21 protein-coding genes are annotated in these 21,002 nt (G+C 48.7%); 20 read left to right on the top strand and 1 reads right to left on the bottom strand.

Annotation, left to right across the window (positions count from 1 at the left end; all coding sequences use genetic code 11):
- The first annotated feature begins 40 nt into the window (after window positions 1-40).
- The 18 genes from OXB_RS13810 to OXB_RS13725 all read left to right on the top strand — a co-directional run bounded on the left by OXB_RS13810 (window position 41) and on the right by OXB_RS13725 (window position 17,107).
- On the top strand, window positions 41-502 hold the full coding sequence (locus OXB_RS13810; RefSeq protein WP_041075075.1) for a hypothetical protein: 462 nt from the start codon (window positions 41-43) through the stop codon (window positions 500-502).
- A complete protein-coding gene (locus tag OXB_RS13805) occupies window positions 489-1,037 on the top strand; it encodes a SpoIIIAH-like family protein (RefSeq protein WP_041075074.1) in 549 nt (182 codons plus the stop codon). Before OXB_RS13810 ends, OXB_RS13805 begins: the two co-directional genes overlap by 14 nt.
- Window positions 1,038-1,197: 160 nt before the next feature.
- The gene (gene accB, locus OXB_RS13800; protein WP_041075073.1) at window positions 1,198-1,716 is read left to right on the top strand and encodes an acetyl-CoA carboxylase biotin carboxyl carrier protein; all 519 of its coding nucleotides are present in this window, start codon (window positions 1,198-1,200) and stop codon (window positions 1,714-1,716) included.
- A 15-nt stretch (window positions 1,717-1,731) separates the two neighbouring features.
- Window positions 1,732-3,078: an acetyl-CoA carboxylase biotin carboxylase subunit gene (gene accC, locus OXB_RS13795; RefSeq protein ID WP_041075072.1), complete on the top strand. Its 1,347-nt coding sequence runs from the start codon at window positions 1,732-1,734 to the stop codon at window positions 3,076-3,078.
- Between the two features lie 16 nt (window positions 3,079-3,094).
- Window positions 3,095-3,490: an Asp23/Gls24 family envelope stress response protein gene (locus tag OXB_RS13790; RefSeq protein ID WP_041075070.1), complete on the top strand. Its 396-nt coding sequence runs from the start codon at window positions 3,095-3,097 to the stop codon at window positions 3,488-3,490.
- Between the two features lie 180 nt (window positions 3,491-3,670).
- Window positions 3,671-4,087: a transcription antitermination factor NusB gene (nusB, locus tag OXB_RS13785; RefSeq protein WP_041075069.1), complete on the top strand. Its 417-nt coding sequence runs from the start codon at window positions 3,671-3,673 to the stop codon at window positions 4,085-4,087.
- Window positions 4,084-4,956, top strand: a complete 873-nt coding sequence (gene folD, locus OXB_RS13780) for a bifunctional methylenetetrahydrofolate dehydrogenase/methenyltetrahydrofolate cyclohydrolase FolD (protein WP_041075068.1) — start codon at window positions 4,084-4,086, stop codon at window positions 4,954-4,956. The genes nusB and folD overlap by 4 nt, the downstream gene beginning before the upstream one ends.
- 75 nt (window positions 4,957-5,031) lie before the next feature.
- Window positions 5,032-6,387: an exodeoxyribonuclease VII large subunit gene (gene xseA, locus OXB_RS13775; protein ID WP_041075067.1), complete on the top strand. Its 1,356-nt coding sequence runs from the start codon at window positions 5,032-5,034 to the stop codon at window positions 6,385-6,387.
- Entirely contained in the window at window positions 6,388-6,630 is a 243-nt protein-coding gene (locus OXB_RS13770; protein ID WP_041075066.1) for an exodeoxyribonuclease VII small subunit, read from the top strand.
- Window positions 6,623-7,507: a polyprenyl synthetase family protein gene (locus OXB_RS13765; RefSeq protein WP_041075064.1), complete on the top strand. Its 885-nt coding sequence runs from the start codon at window positions 6,623-6,625 to the stop codon at window positions 7,505-7,507. Before OXB_RS13770 ends, OXB_RS13765 begins: the two co-directional genes overlap by 8 nt.
- A 94-nt stretch (window positions 7,508-7,601) precedes the next feature.
- The gene (dxs, locus tag OXB_RS13760; RefSeq protein WP_041076833.1) at window positions 7,602-9,506 is read left to right on the top strand and encodes a 1-deoxy-D-xylulose-5-phosphate synthase; all 1,905 of its coding nucleotides are present in this window, start codon (window positions 7,602-7,604) and stop codon (window positions 9,504-9,506) included.
- Entirely contained in the window at window positions 9,503-10,321 is an 819-nt protein-coding gene (locus OXB_RS13755) for a TlyA family RNA methyltransferase (protein WP_041075063.1), read from the top strand. Before dxs ends, OXB_RS13755 begins: the two co-directional genes overlap by 4 nt.
- Before the next feature lie 93 nt (window positions 10,322-10,414).
- Window positions 10,415-10,864 (top strand): transcriptional regulator AhrC/ArgR, encoded by a 450-nt coding sequence (gene ahrC, locus OXB_RS13750; RefSeq protein WP_041075062.1) that lies wholly within the window; start codon window positions 10,415-10,417, stop codon window positions 10,862-10,864.
- A gap of 37 nt (window positions 10,865-10,901) precedes the next feature.
- Window positions 10,902-12,599: a DNA repair protein RecN gene (gene recN, locus OXB_RS13745; RefSeq protein ID WP_041075061.1), complete on the top strand. Its 1,698-nt coding sequence runs from the start codon at window positions 10,902-10,904 to the stop codon at window positions 12,597-12,599.
- 106 nt (window positions 12,600-12,705) lie between these two features.
- Window positions 12,706-13,674: a SpoIVB peptidase S55 domain-containing protein gene (locus OXB_RS13740; protein ID WP_041075059.1), complete on the top strand. Its 969-nt coding sequence runs from the start codon at window positions 12,706-12,708 to the stop codon at window positions 13,672-13,674.
- Between the two features lie 252 nt (window positions 13,675-13,926).
- Entirely contained in the window at window positions 13,927-14,715 is a 789-nt protein-coding gene (gene spo0A / locus OXB_RS13735) for a sporulation transcription factor Spo0A (RefSeq protein WP_041076832.1), read from the top strand.
- 120 nt (window positions 14,716-14,835) lie between these two features.
- Window positions 14,836-16,395: a FapA family protein gene (locus OXB_RS13730; RefSeq protein WP_041075058.1), complete on the top strand. Its 1,560-nt coding sequence runs from the start codon at window positions 14,836-14,838 to the stop codon at window positions 16,393-16,395.
- Complete coding sequence (locus OXB_RS13725; protein WP_041075056.1) at window positions 16,388-17,107, top strand: glycerophosphodiester phosphodiesterase; 720 nt, start codon at window positions 16,388-16,390, stop codon at window positions 17,105-17,107. The genes OXB_RS13730 and OXB_RS13725 overlap by 8 nt, the downstream gene beginning before the upstream one ends.
- A gap of 24 nt (window positions 17,108-17,131) precedes the next feature.
- On the opposite strand, the gene OXB_RS13720 is transcribed toward OXB_RS13725, so the two are convergent.
- Window positions 17,132-17,368, bottom strand: a complete 237-nt coding sequence (locus tag OXB_RS13720; protein WP_041075055.1) for a DUF2627 domain-containing protein — start codon at window positions 17,366-17,368, stop codon at window positions 17,132-17,134.
- A 360-nt stretch (window positions 17,369-17,728) separates the two neighbouring features.
- Here OXB_RS13720 and OXB_RS13715 point away from each other — a divergent pair, with 360 nt between their 5' ends.
- Both OXB_RS13715 and bcd read left to right on the top strand, forming a co-directional pair.
- Window positions 17,729-19,771, top strand: coding sequence for a sigma-54-dependent Fis family transcriptional regulator (locus OXB_RS13715; RefSeq protein ID WP_041075054.1), 2,043 nt, complete (start codon window positions 17,729-17,731; stop codon window positions 19,769-19,771).
- Between the two features lie 73 nt (window positions 19,772-19,844).
- Window positions 19,845-20,942 carry a branched-chain amino acid dehydrogenase gene (bcd, locus tag OXB_RS13710; RefSeq protein ID WP_041075052.1) on the top strand — a complete coding sequence of 366 codons (1,098 nt, stop codon included), beginning with the start codon at window positions 19,845-19,847 and terminating at the stop codon, window positions 20,940-20,942.
- Window positions 20,943-21,002: the final 60 nt, after the last annotated feature.

The raw sequence follows: 21,002 nt of genomic DNA, 5'->3' as shown, positions 1-21,002 counted from the left end.
GGTCATAGGTTCCTCTGAAGGAGCATAAAATGGATCATTGATGACAGGTCATACAACAGGCTCAATGAATGAAAATGGTGAGATTATGAAGAAATTATCGAAAAAAATGCAGACCATTCTTCTCGGGACCTTTATGATCTTCGTCATCTTTCTCATCAATCCAAAACTTGGCGGGATCGGGGAGGGGAAGGAGGAGAGCAAAGAATTTTCTACGCTAAAAGAGGCGCTGAAGGAAATCGAAGGGATCGGGGAAGTGTCGATCTACTTCCATCATGATAACAATGGGACATCCGCTCCTCTGACCGATTATTTCTCCCTGTCCGGGACGTCGGGAAAAAAAGGAAGTGAATTGCAAGGTATTTTAGTCATCGCGGAAGGTGCTGAAGATTTCAAACTACGTAGTGAACTATCGAGGATCCTATCGGCTGTCCTCCAGTTGCCAGAACATCGCATCGTCATCGTTGAAATGAAGAAAAGGGGGAGTACGAATGAAAACGAATAAGAGAACAGTCTGGTTTTTGACATTGCTAAGCTTGGTCGCCGTCATCTCCATTTACTATGTAAAAGAACGGGCGCCGATGCCGTTCGACGGGATGGCCATCTTCACGAAAGAGACGACCGATGCCACCAAACTGACGGAAGAGACCGTTGCAGATGAGACAAAACCGGTTTTTGCCGAACTCGTCCTATTTGAGGAGATGCGGATGGAAGTCCGCAATGAACGGAGCAAGCTCCATGAGCAACTGGAAACGAAAATGACTTCCTCCGATTTCACGGCAGAACAAAAGAATTCGGCGTACGAAGAGATGGCTGCATTATCGAAACTATCCACGACGGAAGCATTGCTCGAAATGGAGATTAAAGCACTCGGCTATACCGACGCGTTTGTACGGTCGGAGGACGGGAAAGTGAAGGTGACGGTCCTTTCCACGGAAGGTCACTCCAAGCAGATGGCGGATCAAATTATCCATCATGTGAAAACGAGCTGGGATGATGCCGGGGAAGTGCAAGTCGATTTCACGGGAGGCACCCAATAATTCAGGCCCTGGAAAGGGTCTTTTTTTTATTTCCAAGGATGAATTCTTAGTCATTTTGGGTGAAGATTCGATTAAAAGAAGGTTTGCTATTTCATTATGAAGCTAAAACGTCTAAAATGAATGGTGGGTGTAATTAAAATGAAGGTAAGGAGAATCATTCATGTTGAAAATTCAAGAAATCCGCGAAATCATTAAACTCATCGATCAGTCATCCATTGAAACATTTTCTTACGAAGCAGAAGGCACTAAAATTAAATTGAAAAAAGGCGGCGAAACCCAACCGACGGTCATGGCGGTACCACAACCTGCAACGACGGTTCCGGTCCAACAGCCACAAGCGGACTCGACACAAGGACAAGCAGCTGAGCCGGCTCCTGCCGTCAAACAGGAAGAGTCACAAGCATCAGCGCCCGCCGCTGAGGCTGCCAATAACGCTGATCTGCATAAAATCACATCTCCGATGGTCGGCACATTCTATTCTGCCTCTTCACCAGACGCGCCTGCTTACGTCAAGGCTGGCGACAAAGTGAACCCGGAATCCATCGTTTGCATCGTCGAAGCGATGAAATTATTCAATGAAATCGAAGCGGAAGTTTCAGGGGAAATCGTTGAAATCCTTGTAAAAGACGGCCAGCTCGTTGAATACGGACAACCTCTTTTCCTCGTCAAAACGAATTAAGGAGGATTTCGACCTATGAAAAAAGTATTGATCGCAAATCGCGGGGAGATCGCTGTCCGAATTATCCGCGCTTGTAAAGAACTCGACATCAAAACGGTCGCTGTCTATTCGGAAGCGGATGCAGAGGCGCTGCATGTGGAACTGGCAGATGAGGCGTACTGCATCGGCCCTCGTTTATCGAAAGACAGCTACTTGAATTTTTCGAATATCATCAGTGTTGCCAAACTGACAGGTTGTGACGGCATTCATCCCGGCTACGGGTTCCTTGCTGAAAATGCAAGCTTTGCCGAGCTTTGCGAAGAAGTGAATATTGAATTCATTGGTCCGACATCGGATGCCATTTCCCGCATGGGAACAAAAGACGTCGCACGCGACACGATGGAACAAGCGGGTGTGCCGATTGTCCCGGGATCGGACGGTATCGTTGCGGATGAACAAGAAGCATTGAAAGTCGCAAATGAAATCGGATTCCCGGTCATCATCAAAGCGACCGCAGGCGGTGGAGGAAAAGGGATTCGCGTCGCGCGGGATGAAGACGAATTGGTGAAAGGCATCAAGATCACCCAGAAGGAAGCGGCAGCCGCTTTCGGCAATCCGGGGGTCTACCTTGAAAAGTACATCGAAGTATTCCGTCACGTGGAAGTGCAAGTCCTAGCCGATAAATATGGGAACGCCATCCATCTTGGAGAACGTGATTGCTCGATTCAACGCCGTATGCAGAAGCTCGTCGAAGAAGCACCATCGCCTGCGTTGACGCCTGAGCTGCGTGCCGAGATGGGGGAAGCGGCGGTCAAAGCTGCACAAGCCGTCAACTATCGCGGAGCCGGGACCGTGGAATTCATTTTCGATCATATCAATCAAAAATTCTATTTCATGGAAATGAATACGCGGATCCAAGTGGAACATCCGGTCACTGAAATGATTACGGGCATCGACTTGATCCAACAGCAGTTGAAAGTCGCTGCAGGCGAAGAGCTTGCTTATAGCCAGGAGGATGTGAAAATTGACGGATGGGCCATTGAATGCCGTATTAACGCAGAAAATCCATCCAAGAATTTCATGCCGTCTCCAGGGAAAGTGACAATGTATATGCCGCCAGGCGGTTTCGGCGTCCGCGTCGACTCTGCTATGTATCCCGGCTATACGATTCCGCCGTTCTATGATTCGATGGTCGCGAAGTTGATCGTCCACGGCAATACGCGGGAAGAAGCGGTTGCCCGGATGAAACGTGCATTGGATGAATTCATCATCGAAGGGGTCGATACGACTATTCCGTTCCATTTGAATTTAATGGATCATGAAGTGTTCAAGTCAGGTGATTTCGATACGAAGTTCCTGGAAAAATACGACATTATGGACTGATGGGAGGAGGTTCCAGATGGCTGAAAAGGCAGCACCGTCGATTGCCGGCAAAGCTTCGACAGGAAATATCGAGCTGGGACGCGTCCAGCTGGCTCCTGAAGTTCTGGAAGTGATCATTGGAATTGCAACGACCGAAGTGGAAGGTGTCGCAAACACGACGGGGAACTTTGCCACAGGCGTTGCGGAAAAGTTCGGGAAAGTGAATCATGGCAAGGGTGTCAAAACGGAATGGACAGAGGACGGATTGGTCGTCGATGTCTATTGCGTGGTGGAATATGGCTATTCCATCCCGACAGTGGCGACGGAAATCCAAAAACAGATCCGCCATGCACTCTTCCATATGACCTCAATTGAGACGAAAGAGGTCAATATCCATATAACCGGTATCGAGTTCGAAAAGGAATCAGAATAATCCAAGGGCTGTCCCAAAAGTCGGTAATCGGCTTTGGGACAGCCCTTCCATTTAGGGAGGACAACCGAGCCGTCCCCCTTTCAGTCCGTACCCTTCTTTTTAGCTTGTAACACTGTATCCTATCGATTGAAATGTGGTATGATAAAGCTTCAGAGATACAGCAGTGGAGGAGACTTTTACATGAAACGACGAGAAGCGCGGGAAAAAGCGGTGCAAACGCTGTTCCAGCTGGATAATACTACAATGGAATTATCCGTTGACGAAGCGATCCATTATATAACCGAACGTCCGGCAAACCCTTTCTATGAACAGCTAGTTCGCGGAACGGTCCAGCACAAGTCCGAAATCGACGCAGCCCTTACGGAGAGGCTCGAAAATTGGTCGCTGGAACGGCTTCCGAAAATCGAAAGGACTGTGCTGCGGCTCGCCGTCTATGAATTGCTTTTTACCGACGATGCCCCGCACCGGGTCATTCTGAATGAGGCGGTTGAATTGTGCAAGACATTCGGGGATGAAAAATCCGGACGTTTTGTAAACGGGGTCTTATCAAAATTCGATGAAAGATCTACGCGTAATGATTTGGAGGATGAAATATGACTGGCAAACTGATCGATGGAGTAGCAATAGGAAAAGAAATACGGGAAGAAATCAAAGAAGGAGTCCGGGAACTTACGGAAAAGGGATGCCAACCAGGCCTTGCCGTCATTCTCGTCGGTGACAATCCAGCATCCCATACATATGTGAAAAACAAACAAAAATCCAGCGTGGAAGCAGGCATGAAATCTGAACTGATCCAGCTGCCTGCCACTGTATCCGAAGAAGAACTATTGGATCATGTCAAAAAACTGAATGAAGATGCAACCATCCATGGCATCCTTGTCCAACTGCCATTGCCGGATCATATTGATGAAAATCTCGTGATCCGTGCAATTGCACCGGAAAAGGATGTAGACGGCTTCCATCCGGAAAACGTTGGAAAGATGATCATCGGTCAGCAGTCTTTCATTTCCTGTACCCCTTATGGAATTATCAAGCTGCTGGAGCGGACAGGAGTGGATATCCGCGGCAAACATGCGGTCATCGTCGGACGGAGCAATATCGTCGGCAAACCGATGGGGCAATTGCTGTTGCAGAAGGATGCGACGGTGACGTATTGCCATTCGAAAACCGTAGATTTGTCTTCCTATACAAAGCAGGCGGATATTTTGATCGTGGCAATCGGTCGGACGAAATTCATTACCGATGAATACATCAAAGACGGGGCAATCGTCATCGATGTCGGGATGAATCGTGATGAAAACGGAAAGTTATGCGGAGACGTCGATTTTGATTCGGCCAAGGAAAAAGCTTCCGCCATTACACCGGTTCCAGGCGGTGTCGGGCCGATGACGATTACGATGCTTTTGAAAAATACATTGCAAAGTGCGGAACAGGCTTTCGCCGATGGAAGATGCCCGCAGTCATAATAACGAACACGACGGACGCTGTTTTCCATTGGAAAGACAGCGTTTCTGTACGTCATTGAACAGGAGGCGGTGCGGTTGGCCGGGAATCCTTATTTATCTGTACAAGCGCTGACGAAATATGTGAAACGGAAATTCGACGCCGATCCCCATTTGCGCAATGTCTATGTAAAAGGGGAGTTATCGAACGTCAAAAGTCACCCGAGCGGCCACCTCTATTTTACGTTGAAAGATGAAAAGAGCCGAATCCAGGCAGCGATGTTCCGGTCTGCGGCAAGCGGTTTGCAATTCAGGCCGGAAAACGGTATGAATGTGCTTATCACTGGCGATGTCAATGTCTATGAAGCGAGCGGGCAATATCAATTATACGCACAGACGATGCAGCCCGACGGAATCGGAGCTCTCTATCTTGCATTCGAGCAATTGAAAGAGAGTTTGGGAAAAGAAGGATTATTCGATCCAAGATGGAAACAGCCATTGCCACCGTTCCCGCAAAAAGTCGGGGTCATCACGGCGCAATCGGGGGCGGCCATACAAGATATTTGCACGACAATCGGCAGACGCTATCCTTTGGCGGAAATCATCCTGTTTCCGGCGATTGTCCAAGGACCGCAAGCGGCGCCTTCCATCATCCAATCTATTGCGCAGGCGGAGGCCCACGGTTCGATCGATGTCCTGATCGTCGGCCGGGGAGGCGGATCGATCGAGGATCTTTGGGCTTTCAATGAAGAATCCGTCGCAAGAGCCATCTTTTCCTGCCGAATTCCTGTCATCAGTGCTGTCGGACATGAAACGGATACGACCATTGCCGATTTCGTCTCCGATCGCAGAGCGCCTACGCCGACAGCGGCCGCAGAAATGGCGGTTCCGGCAAGGGAGGAATTGATCGAACGGCTATTGGACCGCAAACGGATGTTGTACCGTTCCCTGTCCAACCAGATCCAGGCGGAACGGAAACGCCTGGCATCCGCGCAATCTTCGTATCCTTTGCAATTTCCGGAACGATTATACCGTCCTTTCATGGAACGGCTGATCGGTTTGGAAGGCCGGCTGGACCGGAGCCGGACCGATTTGACGACCCGGCAAAAAAGCGAACTGCAAAGACTTCACTCTCTTTTGACGTTTTATGCTCCGGAAAAGCAGATCAAAGAAAGCAGCCGTCTCGTCGATGCGTTGACCGAAAGGCTGACCCGGGCCGCCTACCAGCAGCTCAGAGGAAAGGATGAAAGTTTCAAATCGGCCATCCGCATGCTGCAAGCTTTGAATCCACTGGCCGTCATGGATCGGGGGTTTTCCATCCTTTATCAAAATGGCAAAGTGGCAAACTCCGTCCAAAGACTGGAGGTCGGGGATGAGGTGGAGATCCGGTTGCAGGATGGCGTGATCGAAGCGAGCATCCAATCGGTCACCCTACAAAATGGGGAGGAAATGTAAATGGAAAAAGAAGCAATCCGCTTTGAAGAGGCCATGTACAAACTGGAAGAAGTTGTCCAGAAATTAGAAAACGGCGATGTGCCGTTGGAAGACGCGATTCTTTTATATAAAAAAGGGATGGAACTGTCAGCTTATTGTCACAATAAATTACAGGACGCTGAAAAACAGCTCATCTCCATAATTGATAAAGAGGGCAATCAAACGGAATTCGAACCTTCGAAAGGTGGAGAAACGAATGCATGAAGCATTACGGCAATTCATTGAAACACGCTTGCCATTGATCGATCAGCGGCTGCACGAATTAATAACATCGACCAATATGCCGGAAAACTTGAAAAAGGCGATGGCATATTCCGTTGACGCTGGAGGGAAACGGATCCGGCCTCTACTCGTCCTTGCCACTCTCGAAGATATCGGAAGCCGTTCGGAAGATGCACTGACGGTTGCATGTGCAGTCGAGATGATCCATACATATTCCCTAATCCATGATGATCTACCGTGTATGGACGACGACGATTTCAGACGGGGCAAGCCGACGAACCATAAGGTATTCGGAGAAGCGGTTGCTGTTCTTGCGGGGGATGCTTTGCAAGCGTTGGCTTTCCGCAGTCTGACCGAACTCGACTCCACGCCGCCGGAAAAGACGGTTGCAATCATGAAGCTGCTTGGCTCCGCATCGGGGGCGGAAGGGATGGTCGGCGGCCAAATATTGGACATGGAAGGGGAAGAGAAGCAACTATCCTTGGAGGAATTGGAAACCGTCCACTTGAATAAGACGGGTGCTCTTCTATCGTTCTGTATCGAAGCGGGTGCCATCCTTGGCGATCTGGATGAAGAAGGATCCGACCGGTTACGGTCTTATGCCAAAAACATCGGGCTCGCTTTCCAAATCAAGGATGATATTTTGGACATCACTTCCACGACCGAACAATTAGGGAAGACCGCCGGCAGCGATACAACGAGCCAGAAATCCACCTATCCATCCCTCCTTGGGTTGGAAGGAGCGATCGAACGTCTGGAATACCACCATCAAACAGCGAAAGAAGCGATTGGTTTCCTTGGTGATGATTCAAACATGCTAAGGATGTTTGCCGATTATATCGTGGAACGGAACAGCTGAGCGAACAATTTGTTGTTTAAGGCGTCCTTCTTGTTATAATGTACTAAGCGAATCGTCATCCGAAGCAATCATTTTATGAAGGTGTGTGATAATGATGGATCTGACTGAGATTACAAGTCCATCTTTTTTAAAGAACCTGAATCGCGAAGAGCTGTTGGAGCTTGCCGAAGAAATCAGGAAGTTCCTTATTGAGAAAGGTTCCGTGACCGGTGGGCATATCGGTCCGAACTTGGGAGTCGTCGAATTGACGCTCGCTTTGCATCGCTGTTTCGACAGTCCGGACGACAAGATCATCTGGGATGTCGGACATCAGTCGTATGTTCATAAAATCCTGACGGGGCGGGCATGCCAATTTGATTCGCTCCGGCAATATAAAGGTCTTTGCGGTTTTCCCAAGATGACGGAAAGCGAACATGACGTCTGGGAAACCGGCCATAGTTCCACCTCTCTGTCTGCTGCTATGGGGATGGCTGCCGCGAGGGATATTAAAGGGGATTCCAATTATGTGATTCCTGTCATCGGCGACGGTGCTCTGACAGGTGGAATGGCATTGGAGGCGCTGAATCATATCGGCCATGAAAAGACGAATATGATTGTCGTCTTGAATGACAATGAAATGTCGATCGCTCCGAATGTGGGCGCCCTTCACAACGTCCTGGGCAAGTTGCGGACAGCGGGCAAGTATAATACGGCGAAGGACGAACTGGAATATATTTTAAAACGGATCCCGGCAATCGGCGGCAAAGTGGCTGCTGCAGCCGAACGAGTGAAAGATAGTCTGAAATATTTGCTCGTCACAGGGGTCTTTTTCGAGGAGCTTGGATTTACGTATTTAGGTCCGGTGGACGGACATGATTTCACGGAGTTGGAGCGGAATTTTCAATATGCCAAAAAGGTGGAAGGGCCGGTCCTTCTTCATGTAATTACGAAAAAGGGGAAAGGGTATCTGCCGGCTGAACACGATAAAATTGGAACTTGGCATGGGACAGGCCCTTATAAGATTGAAACCGGAGCCTTCGTGAAGTCCGTTTCTACAGCACCTTCCTGGAGCGGGTTGATAGCCGAGACGGTCAGGACATTGGCGCGGAATGACAGAAGGATCGTTGCCATCACGCCGGCTATGCCGGTCGGGTCCAAGCTGGAATCGTTTGCTGCCGAATTTCCGGACCGTTTCTTTGACGTGGGTATTGCGGAACAGCATGCGGCCACGATGGCGGCAGGTCTTGCAACGCAGGGAATGAAACCATTCCTTGCGATTTACTCGACCTTCCTTCAACGTGCGTATGACCAGGTGCTCCATGACATATCACGGCAAAACTTGAATGTCTTCATTGGAATCGACCGTGCCGGCCTTGTCGGTGCAGACGGCGAAACCCACCAAGGCGTTTTTGATATCGCCTTTTTGAGACATTTGCCGAATATGGTCATTATGATGCCGAAGGATGAAAACGAAGGTCAGCATATGGTGAAAACGGCTATCGACTATGACGCGGGTCCGATTGCACTGCGTTATCCACGGGGCAACGGGCTGGGCGTGCCGATGGATGCAGAACTGCATCCAATTCCGATCGGCTCTTGGGAAGTGCTGCGGGAAGGTTCGGACATCGCTGTGTTGACGTTCGGTACGACTATACCGATGGCCTTGAAGGCGGCCGAAAAGCTGATGTCGAAAGGAATCAGCGTGAAAGTGATCAACGCCCGTTTCATCAAACCGATGGACACGGCGATGCTTGATGAACTGTTACGTTCCGGGATGCCTTTCATCACGTTGGAGGAAGCAGTGCTTGCGGGCGGTTTTGGAAGCGCCGTTCTGGAATACGCAAACGATCAACATTATTCCACATCCAAGATCCGGCGAATGGGGATTCCGGATCGTTATATCGAACATGGCAATGTGGAAGAGCTGATGACGGAAATCGGCCTGACTGCCGATCATCTGGCGGACGAATTGGAAGAGATGGTTTATAGCCATGTTACGAAGAGGGAACGTTTAGGATGAGCCGGATCGAGAAGGAGCGGGTCGACGTGTTGTTGGTCGCCCGGGGGCTCGTCGAGACACGGGAACAAGCGAAACGGTCCATCATGGCCGGGATTGTCTACACCGCTGAAACTCGGCTGGATAAACCAGGGGAGAAAATCCCGGTCGATGCTCCGTTGACCGTCAAAGGGTCAGCCCTCAAATATGTTAGCAGGGGCGGGCTCAAATTGGAAAAGGCTCTGGAAGTGTTCGATGTCACGGTCCAAGAGAAGATCGTTCTGGACATCGGCTCTTCTACAGGAGGGTTTACCGATTGTGCCTTGCAAAACGGAGCGAAGCATTGCTATGCATTGGACGTCGGCTATAACCAATTAGCTTGGAAAATCAGGCAGGATCCCAGGGTCACCGTGATGGAACGCACCAATTTCAGGCATGCCACTCCCGACTTGTTTTCGGAAGGGCTGCCTGAATTTGCGACAATCGATGTCTCTTTCATTTCATTGGAACTCATCTTGCCCGCTCTGAAACGGATTTTGGTGGAGGGCGGGGACGTGGTCGCTCTTGTGAAACCCCAATTCGAAGCAGGTAAAGGGAAAGTGGGGAAGAAGGGCGTCGTCCGGGAAAAGGACATCCATCTGGAGGTATTGATCAAAATTGCAACAGCTTCCGCGGCGGAAGGGTTTGAATTGCGAGCTGCCTCCTACTCGCCCGTAACGGGAGGAGAAGGGAATATCGAGTTCCTTTTCCATTTACGTTCGGTTCGGGAAGTGGAACAGACGTCGAATGAGCAGTCATTTAAGGAATTGATTGAAGAAGCACATAAGAGTTTACAATAGCGCGCATTCTATGTGCGCTTTTCATTAACCGATCAACCTCCCGTATGGAATGGCAGTCGGATGGTTTCACCAATATGTATCGGAGTGATGGTATTGAATAAAGGGCAGAGACATATACGGATCCGGGATATCATTTCAAATTTCGAAATCGAAACACAGGACCAACTTGTCGATTTCTTGAAAAAATCAGGTGTGGCCGTCACCCAAGCGACCGTCTCCCGCGATATAAAGGAAATGCATCTCATCAAGGTCCCTTTGCAGGATGGGCGGTATAAGTATAGCTTGCCGACGTCCCAACGGTTTAACACGGAAGAAAAATTGCAGCGGATGATGACGGATGCCTTTGTCAGCATTGACAGCGCCGGCTATTTTATCATTCTGAAAACGATTCCTGGAAATGCTCATGCGGTCGGATCCCTCATTGACCAACTCGGTTGGGAGGATATCCTCGGCACAATTTGCGGGGATGATACTTGTTTGATCATTTGCCGGGAGGAACTGCTTACCATTGAGGTGCGGGAAAGACTATTGGCTATGCTTTGAACTGATCGGCAAGGAATTGCAAAAGAGGTGAGCATGATTGTTAAGTGAACTATCCATTCAAAACTTTGCTATTATTGAAAAGTTGGAAGTTACATTTCAAGATGGTTTAACCGTGTTGACAGGAGAGACAGGTGCCGGTAAATCCATCATCATTGACGCGGTCCAATTGTTAGCGGGCGGGCGTGGATCCCAGGAATTCATCCGCCACGGCGCCAAAAAGGCTGAACTGGAAGGGCTGTTCACAATCGACGATCCCGGCCATCCGGTCCTTACGAAAATGAAGGAAATCGGCATCGAAACGGAAGATGGCGTTGTCATTTTACGCCGGGATTTGAATGCAAACGGGAAAACGGTTTGCCGCGTTAACGGTAAAATGGTGACAATTGCTAATTTAAGAGAGATCGGTTCCCAGCTCATCGATATCCATGGCCAACATGAAAACCAGGAACTGATGCTTGAAAAAAGACATATCCATCTGCTTGATCATTTTGCGGGAAATCGACTTATCCGTACATACGAAGATTATACTGAACTTTATGAGCGATATCGAAAGTTGAAACATAAGCTGGAGATGGCCGATGAAAATGAGCAGCAAGTAGCCCAACGAATTGATCTGTATTCTTTCCAGTTGAAAGAAATCGATGCCGCTTCCCTCGTCATCGGGGAAGAGGAGGAACTGGAAGAGGAAAAGCGGAAGCTGCAAAATTTCAATCGTCTCTTTGAGCGGTTGAATACGGCTTACGAATCGATCAGCGGGGATACGCATGCTTTGGATTGGCTTGGATCCGCTATGAGCGACTTAGAGGATGCGGCATCTGTCGATAAGAACTTGCAATCCCATGCAGAAGTAGTTGCATCCAGCTTTTATTCCTTGCAAGATACTGCACACGAATTGAAAAACATATTGGATGACATGGAGTTTGATCCGAATCGTCTGGAAGCTGTTGAAGATCGACTCGCCTTGCTCACTTCATTGAAACGCAAATATGGAAAAACGATTGAGGATATCGTTCTGTATCGGGAGCAGATTGCGGAAGAACTCGATAATTTGGTAAGCCGGGATGAACGGATGGCGGAAGGACAGGAGAAACTGAGACAATTGGCTCAGGACCTGGAAGTGGAAGCGGAAGAATTGTCCATCATTCGACAAGACTCAGCCGGTTCATTGGAGCAAGCGGTAATGGAACAGTTGAAACAGCTCCATATGGAAAAAGCGGTATTTCAAGTGGAAATCAAGAGGAGACCTGTCGGACATTTCGATCGAACCGGAATAGATGACGTACAATTCCTCATATCCACGAATGTGGGTGAACCGTTGAAACCATTGGCGAAAGTCGCTTCGGGGGGAGAACTCTCACGGCTCATGCTCGCTTTGAAAACGATTTTTTCAAAACACCAAGGGATCACTTCCATCATTTTTGACGAGGTGGATACGGGAGTCAGTGGAAGGGTTGCCCAAGCGATTGCGGAAAAGATTGCGACGATTGCAATCCATTCCCAAGTGCTCTGCATTTCGCATTTGCCGCAAGTCGCCGCGATGGCGGACCATCATTATTTGATCAAAAAAGAAGTGAGGGATGAGCGTACAAGCACCGCAATCCATGATATTGACCGCTCACAAAGGATTGAAGAGGTCTCGCGCATGCTATCCGGCACAGAGATCACCCCACTTACCTTACAACATGCAGATGAATTGTTGAAAATGGCAATAGAAAGAAAAAAAACCTTCCGATGAGACGTGCACCGAAATTGTATGCACGTCCTTCTATTGCTCATTTTATCCTCTCATAACATTCCCGCGAACGGACATACCATTAGTATCTTACAGCGGGAGGTGAACCATGGGATGGAATAGACATTTGAAATTTGGCATATCGTTGTTCTTCCTGTTCATTTTTTTGCCATTCTCTTCGAGTGCAGCATTTGCACAACATGACAGCCTGATTCCGATGGGACACTCGATCGGCATAAAAATGGATCTCTCGGGTGTCTTTGTTACAAATGATGTGATGATCGACAAAGACAATTGGCTGAAGGCAGGGGATTTGATTGAACAAGTCGAGGACTACTCGGTCGGTGTCCTCAACGAATTCGAGAAAGCCGTCTCCTCCATCAAAGGGGAAAAGGAAATTACATTGCAAGTCCTTCGTAATGGTGAACCGAGCGAAATCCTGGCGGACACCGGGGCAATGAAGCGTCTCATTCCATTCCTTAAAGACCGTACGGAAGGGACAGGGACTCTGACGTATGTCGATCCGGAAAAAATGACATACGGCGCTCTCGGTCATCAGATTATCGACAGTTCTCTGAAGTCGCCGCCTTTATTCAAAACAGGGTCCATTTACCTGTCGGAAATCGGGCAAATTAAAAAAAGTGTGCCTGGTATCCCTGGTTATAAAATCTCTACGATTGTGGACGATGAAAAACTTTTAGGAACGATCAACCGCAACAGCGTGTACGGAATTTTCGGATCGTGGAAAGACACTTCTAGAAAAGTGTTGGCGGAACCATTGGAGATTATGCACGCCAGTGATCTTAAATTGGGCGAGGCCGTGATTTATACAACTGTGAAGGGGACTGAAGTGGAGTCCTTCTCCATTCGTATCACCAAAATCGAGAAAGAACAATTCCATTTTGTCATAACCGATCCGAAATTGTTGGAAGCGACCGGCGGCATTTTACAGGGCATGAGTGGAAGTCCCGTTATACAGAACGGAAAGTTTGCAGGCGCAATTACCCATATGTTCGTCGATGAGCCCAAAAAAGGAGCAGGCCTTTTCTTGGAAACGATGAGAAACGGGGAAAAATAGCTGATTTGGAGAGCCAACCCAAAAAATGGGGTTGGCTCCTTTTTTTTTTGGTGGTACACTTACAAGAGGAAGCATTCGACAATTGCGATAGAAAATATTGGAATCCGTCGAATTATAGAGAAACCATCGGTCAGAAGATTCATTTCTATATCTGAAAAAAGGAATGGTGTATGCGTTGTCGAATTTTTTCTTGAGCTAGTAACGGAGTTCAGGAAATTGGGGAAACGAAACAGGAGGGAACCGCTAATGGGGATGGAAAAAGTGAGAATTGCAATTGCTGATGATAATAAAGAACTTGTGAAAACGATGGTCGCTTATTTTGAGAAGCACCCGGAAATCGAAATTCTTTGGATGGCGCATAACGGAAATGAGTGCTTGACGAAAATGGAAGAAAACGTCCCGGACGTTCTGTTGTTGGATATCATCATGCCGCATCTGGATGGCATCGCAGTTCTTGAAACATTGAATGGACGGGGGACGATGCCGAATGTCATCATGCTAACCGCTTTCGGACAGGAAGACGTCATGACGCACGCTGCTACCTTAGGCGCTTCCTATTTCATGTTGAAGCCATTCGAGTTCGATCGGCTTGTCCAGCAGATTTTCAAAGTGGCTGGCACGGCGAAGCCGGCACCGCCGCTTATGCAAAATAGCGGCATTGTGGAAAGCGATGGGGCGGTCAGCCAGAAAATGCTCGATACGACAATCACTTCCATCATCAAGGAGATCGGTGTTCCCGCTCATATTAAAGGGTATGCTTTTTTGCGTGAAGCCATCCAGAAAGTATACACGGACGCTGACTTGCTGGGCTCGGTCACTAAAGTGCTCTATCCGGAAATTGCGGATAAATATAATACCACACCTTCCCGTGTGGAAAGGGCGATTCGCCATGCAATCGAAGTGGCTTGGAATCGAGGCAATTATGAAGTCATTTCCAAAATGTTCGGCTATACCGTCCATCATTTGAAAAGCAAGCCTACCAACAGTGAATTCATTGCGATGATTGCGGACAAGATCCGCTTGGAGCATATGGCCAGCTGAGTTGCTCTTTTTCATTCCGAACTTTCTGACTTTTCATACCCCTTCAACTAAAAAGGTTCGCGGCATTCGACATAAAGGTATATACTTAACAGTGAGGAGTAAGTTGAGGGGGGAAGGACGTTGTTAGTCGAAAACGAATATTTCGAATTGGATGTTGAAGGAGAACAGGTTTTGATGCGTACCAAGAAGATCGGCTTTCCAATGAAATCATTTGATGCGATTACACGCGAATATCCGCGTTTCAGGATTGACTCCTTCGCAATATTACGGAAAGCGCTTACAGAACCCGAAGAAGTGCATGTGATCGGCAGTTGGCTGCCGGAGATCGAGGTGGTGATTGCACAAGACCGCATGAAGGCTCAGCTTGTGATCAATATTCCGATTGCTGATTTTGATCAAGAGAAAGAGAAAATCATTCAACAGGCGGAAAAATTGCTCGATGAGGCCGGTATAATTCATGGACGAAGACCGTATTGGGAAGATCCTTATGAGCCGGGTCAACCGATTGATGCAGCTATCGGGACTCCTCCTGAAAAAGGGGCGGACGCTCGATTACGCTATATCGAAATGCCTGAGAAAAGGCCGATCATCCGTGAAGATGGGTCTGCGGATTATTACGAGATGAATTTTGTGACCCCTATCCAAGAAGGCCAGTGGCTGGGGGAGAAAACAGCTCCGCAGGAAGGGATTGATGGAACCGACGTACTCGGCCATTCCGTTCCGGCGTTGAGAGGGCAAGATGCCAAATTGGACTATGACCGAACTTCGGTCTATGAAGTCCGGGAAGGCGATAAAATCGTGTTGCGGGCTGTCCATTCCGGTGCTTTGGAATATACGAACGGCATCGTCGGGGTTGGGAAGCAGCTAGTCATCGACGGAGATGTAGGGCCGGAAACAGGTTCTATTTCATTCGATGGCACCGTTATTATCCGGGGAACGATCATGCCGGGGTTTTCCGTCACGGCAACGGGCGATATTTCAGTTGAGGGGAATGAAGGGGTCACCAATGCCAAAGAGGTGCTTTCTTCAGGAGGGGATATTTACATTAAAGGGGGCGTCTTTGGAGGCGGGGAAACGGTCCTCGAGGCGCAAGGCGATATTTTTATCAAGCACGCAAATAATTGCAAATTGTTTGGGAAAAACGTCCATATCGGTTTGTATTTGATTGGTACAGATGTCGTGGCGGACTGTGTGTTTGTAGATAAGAACAAAGGGAAAATTATCGGTGGGCATATTGAGGCCCTTCATCTGATCGAGTGTGCAATCGCTGGAAACAGTCATGAACGGATGACGGTCCTGCATGCCAAAGGGACGGATAAAGAAGGTCTCTACAAGGAAATACAGTCTCTGGCGAAAGAATTGAAAGAGCGCCGAGAACTCGTGCAGCGGTTGGAGCAGCACGAAGGACAGTTCCAAGAATCTGGGAGCCGTATGGCCGTCCAACTTGAGGCGTATACGAAATTGAAAAAGACGCTGGAAGAGAATCGGAGCGTCATTTTAGAGATGGACCAGGAAATCCAGTTGGGTATGGCCAGGATCAAACAAGCCGCTCCACCGAAGATCGAAGTGACGAAAGAGGCGTTTCCAGGCGTAGTCATCAGGATCGGAAATAAGTCTTCCACATTGCACATTTCAACAAATGGCGTTTTTGAAATGGCCGACGGGGTGCTGAATGTCTAATCCTCTTATTTTAGCGCATCGCGGAGCATCCGGTGCGCGGTTTGAAAACACGATGGCTGCTTTTGAAAAGGCGTATGAAGACGGAGCCGATGGAATTGAATTGGACGTCCAAATAACGGAGGACGGGATTCCAATTGTCATCCATGACCCCGATTTTGCAAGAGTTGCTGGAATCCGGAGGAGGGTGTCTTCGATAACCGGTGTGGAAGTGGCAGCGCTCCGGGTCGGGAAGCGTTTTTTGCGGGTATTTATGGGGCATCCGATTCCGACGTTGTTGGAAACCGTGACGTTTTGCCATCAACGGAGCCTGGTCCTCAATGTGGAGCTGAAAGAGACAGTATCGGAAAGGCCCGATTCAATCGCCCGCATTCTGTCCCACCTGTCCATATTGGACCATGTCCATATTTCGTCCTTTGACTATGCTGTATTGGAAAAGGTGAAACAGTTGGATCCGAAGATGGAGACAGCCTACTTGCTGCGAAAAAAAGGGGTCGACTGGGCACATTTGGACCGGTACCATTGTGCGGATGGTTTCCATCTGCATAAACGGCTTTTAAAAGAGCCTTATCTTGGGGAATTGAAGGCCACCGGGAAAGTGCTCCGCATCTATGGTGTGACGGGGAACGAGCCGATGACATTCCAGCCGCCTTCCTATATCGGGGGATGGATCACCGATTTTCCTAAACGTTTTACCAATCGAAAAAGAACCTAGACGAATGTGCTCGTCCAGGTTCTTTCATTTTTGTTTAAAACGCTCTTGAACTCGGCCTGTCCGCCGATCCCGACGCAAAAGGAAACCTGCAAAGAAGCCGATTCCTCCAGCCATCATGAGGAGACCGATCAAAAACTGCAACCATCCGAACGGAATCGGAGAATACAAAATGCCGAACAATGCATCCCTCATCAATTTGATGCCCCAGGCTGCAATCAGGCCAGGAATCAGCAGAACGATAAAAGCCATTAGGCGCGCCATGTCTCAATAACCCCTCCAAAAAGAGAAAGAGCCGGACTAAATCAAGTCACGGAAGACTCTTTCTGCGGTTCTCCTATCTAAACTTACTTCCACTATAACTCAAAATGAATTTAGTTGCAGGTCTTTTATCTTCATTCCTCAACGCTTCCCACCTCTTCATTGAGGAGGTGAATATCGTTTGCTTTCATCGCCTGCGTTGTAAGAAGTGCGTACCCTTTCCGCAAAAAAGCCATTATCCCGGTTCGTAACATTTAAATATATGTGACGAGATGAATTTAATTGTCAAGGGCAGTGGAATCGTGTATGATGAACTTATAATTGCAAAAGATTGCAAGTTATCCGAAGGGGGCTTGAATTTCCTTGCAAAACGTTTTGATAGTAGGAGCAGGGGAAGGGGGATCCGTCCTGCTGAACCTTCTCATACACCATGAATCCATGAATGTAATTGCAATTGTCGATACAAACAACGAGGCACCCGGGATACGGCGTGCGCAGGAATTGGGCATCCCCTACGGAACGGATTGGCGGTCATTCCTCACAGATGATGTCCACATCATCTTTGATGTGACGGGGGACGAATCGATCTTTCCCCAACTGATTGAAGCCAGGCAGGACCATTCAGTCATCATCCCGGGGTCTGTTGCCAATCTGCTCGTCCAATTGCTCCAAGAGAACAATACATACATAAAGCGGATCCGCGGGGAAATGCATAAGCAGCAGATGGTCTTTGATTCGATCGAAGAAGGAATGATCGGCATCAGTTCCAACGGCCAAATCGACTTCATTAATAAAAGCGCTTCCAAAATGACGGGGATTCGAATCGAGGATGCTGTTGGGAGACCGATTAACGAAGTGATTCCCATGTCCAATCTGCTCGCTGTCTATGAAAGTGGCAAAGCCGAGATGAATCGGGAACTGGTCCTTGGCAACGGATTGAAGATCGTCACCTCCCGCTATCCGTTATTCAACAATACGGGAGATAAAGTGGGTGCTTTCGCCGTATTCAAGGATATTTCGGAAGTCGTGGCACTTGCCGAAGAAGTGACCGGTCTCAATGAAATGAAAACGATGCTCGAAGCAATCATCCATTCGAGCGATGATGCGATTTCGGTCGTTGACGAGCATGGGAACGGCATTCTCATCAATCCGGCGTATACGAGGATTACGGGGCTGACGGAGGAGGAAATCATCGGGAAGCCGGCATCCGAGGATATCATCGAAGGGGAAAGCATCCATATGAAGGTGCTGCAAACCAAAAAACCGATCCGTGGCGTCAGTATGAGGATCGGCGAGAATAGCCGGGATGTCATCGTCAATGTCGCTCCGATAATAGTAGACCAGGAAGTGAAGGGCAGTGTCGGCGTCATTCACGACATAACGGAGATGCGCAGCTTGATGAATGAACTGGCAGAGGCCCGCACCATTATTCGTAAATTGGAAGAAACATACACATTCGATGATATTTACGGAAGTTCGCATGAATTGGAGATTTCCGTGGAACTGGCGAAGCTTGCCGCCAAGTCGTCCTTGCCGGTTCTGCTGCGTGGGGAAGTCGGTACCGGAAAAGAGCTGTTTGCCCATGCCATTCATAGTGGCAGCGAACGGAAACCGAATAAATTCATACGAGTGAACTGTTCCGCGATCCATTCGTCCCGGTTGGAAGCGGAAATTTTCGGCCAAGAGGAACTGAGCGGCTTGGGAAAATGGGAAGTGACGAAAGGCTTGATCGGCGAAGCGGAAAACGGAACGTTATTTTTAGACGAAGTTGCGGAGTTGCCGCTTTTAATTCAACAGAAATTGGCCACTTTCGTCACAGAGGGGGCCGTTACGAGAAAAGGGGGTACCGAACCGGTCCAGTACGATGTTCGGATCATAACGGCCAGTTCGCGGAACTTGGAAAAAGCGATGCAGCAGGGTGAGTTACTTGAAGAGTTGTATTACCCGCTCAACCGGATTGCGATACATGTCCCTCCGTTGCGCACAAGGAAATCGGATATCCCCGAAATTGCCGGGCGGGTCTTGGAAAAGCTGAATCGGGAGCTGGGCATGAATATCGGCGAAATTACAGAGGAAGCGATGAAGCATTTGCAGCAGCATGATTGGCCGGGAAACGTGCGGGAATTGGAGAATGTGCTCAGTCGGGCGATGATCTATATGGAGCCGGGCGAATCGGTCATCGGACTGGGAAATGTGGTTAAATCGCTTTCATCCAGGGGAAATAAAGAGTTAGAATCGACCCTGCTGGAGACGAATACGCTTGCATCGATCATGGAGGATTATGAAAAAACAATTCTTGATACGGCGCTCAAGGAAAATGGCGGAAACAAGTCGTTGACAGCAAACCGGCTCGGCATTTCGCTACGTTCCCTTTACTACAAATTGGAGAAATATGACTTGATCTGAATTGAGAACTACCAACGTACCTGTCATTTCCTATATACTTATAAACGGACTTATATTATGAGGAGGAATTGCATTGGAAATCTTCAAAAAATTAGAAGAACATGACTACGAACAATTGGTGATCTGCCAGGACAAAACGTCCGGTCTCAAAGCGATCATTGCAATCCATGACACGACACTCGGCCCTGCCCTTGGCGGCGCCCGCATGTGGACGTATGAAAGTGAAGAAGCGGCGATCGAAGACGCTCTTCGCTTGGCGCGGGGAATGACGTATAAAAATGCCGCAGCGGGACTCAATCTCGGCGGAGGGAAAACCGTCATCATCGGCGATCCGCGGACCGATAAGAACGACGAAATGTTCCGCGCGTTCGGCCGCTATATCGAAGGGTTGAATGGCCGCTATATCACCGCGGAAGACGTGGGGACGACGGAAGAGGATATGGACTTGATCCATTTGGAAACCGATTATGTCACGGGAACATCCGCTGCGGATTCGGGTTCATCCGGAAACCCTTCCCCTGTAACGGCTTTCGGTATATACAAAGGCATGAAAGCAACCGCCAAGGAAGCGTTCGGCGATGATTCGCTGGCAGGAAAGACGATTGCTGTCCAAGGTGTCGGGAATGTCGCTTACTCATTATGCGAATATTTGCATGAAGAAGGCGCCAAACTGATTGTCACCGATATTAACGAAGAAGCGGTCCAACGGGCAGTGGAGGCGTTTGGTGCAACGGCAGTCGGGATCGATGAGATCTATTCACAGGAAGCGGACATTTTCGCCCCTTGCGCACTCGGGGCCGTCATCAATGATGACACTATCCCGCAATTGAAAGTGAAAGTGATTGCGGGATCGGCGAACAACCAATTGAAAGATCCATCCCATGGAGATCAACTCCATGAAATGGGCATTGTCTATGCACCGGACTACGTCATCAATTCCGGCGGCGTCATCAACGTCGCTGATGAATTGGATGGCTATAACCGGGAACGGGCATTGAAACGGGTGGCAACTATCTATGACACCATTGAAAAGATTTTTGCCATTTCAAAACGGGACAACATCCCGTCCTACGTCGCTGCAGACCGCTTAGCGGAAGAACGGATCGCGCGTGTCGCAAAAGTTCGCAGCCAATTTTTGCAAAATGAGAAAAGCGTCCTATCGAGACGATAAATCAGCCCAATGAGGTATCGGTTGGAGCAACTGCTGCTCCGACCGATTCACCCTATGCTG

It is taken from the genome of Bacillus sp. OxB-1 (genome assembly GCF_000829195.1).
Lineage (GTDB): Bacteria > Bacillota > Bacilli > Bacillales_A > Planococcaceae > Sporosarcina.
The sequence above is the reverse complement of the archived record's forward strand: the minus strand, read 5'-3'. Positions and strand labels throughout refer to the sequence as shown.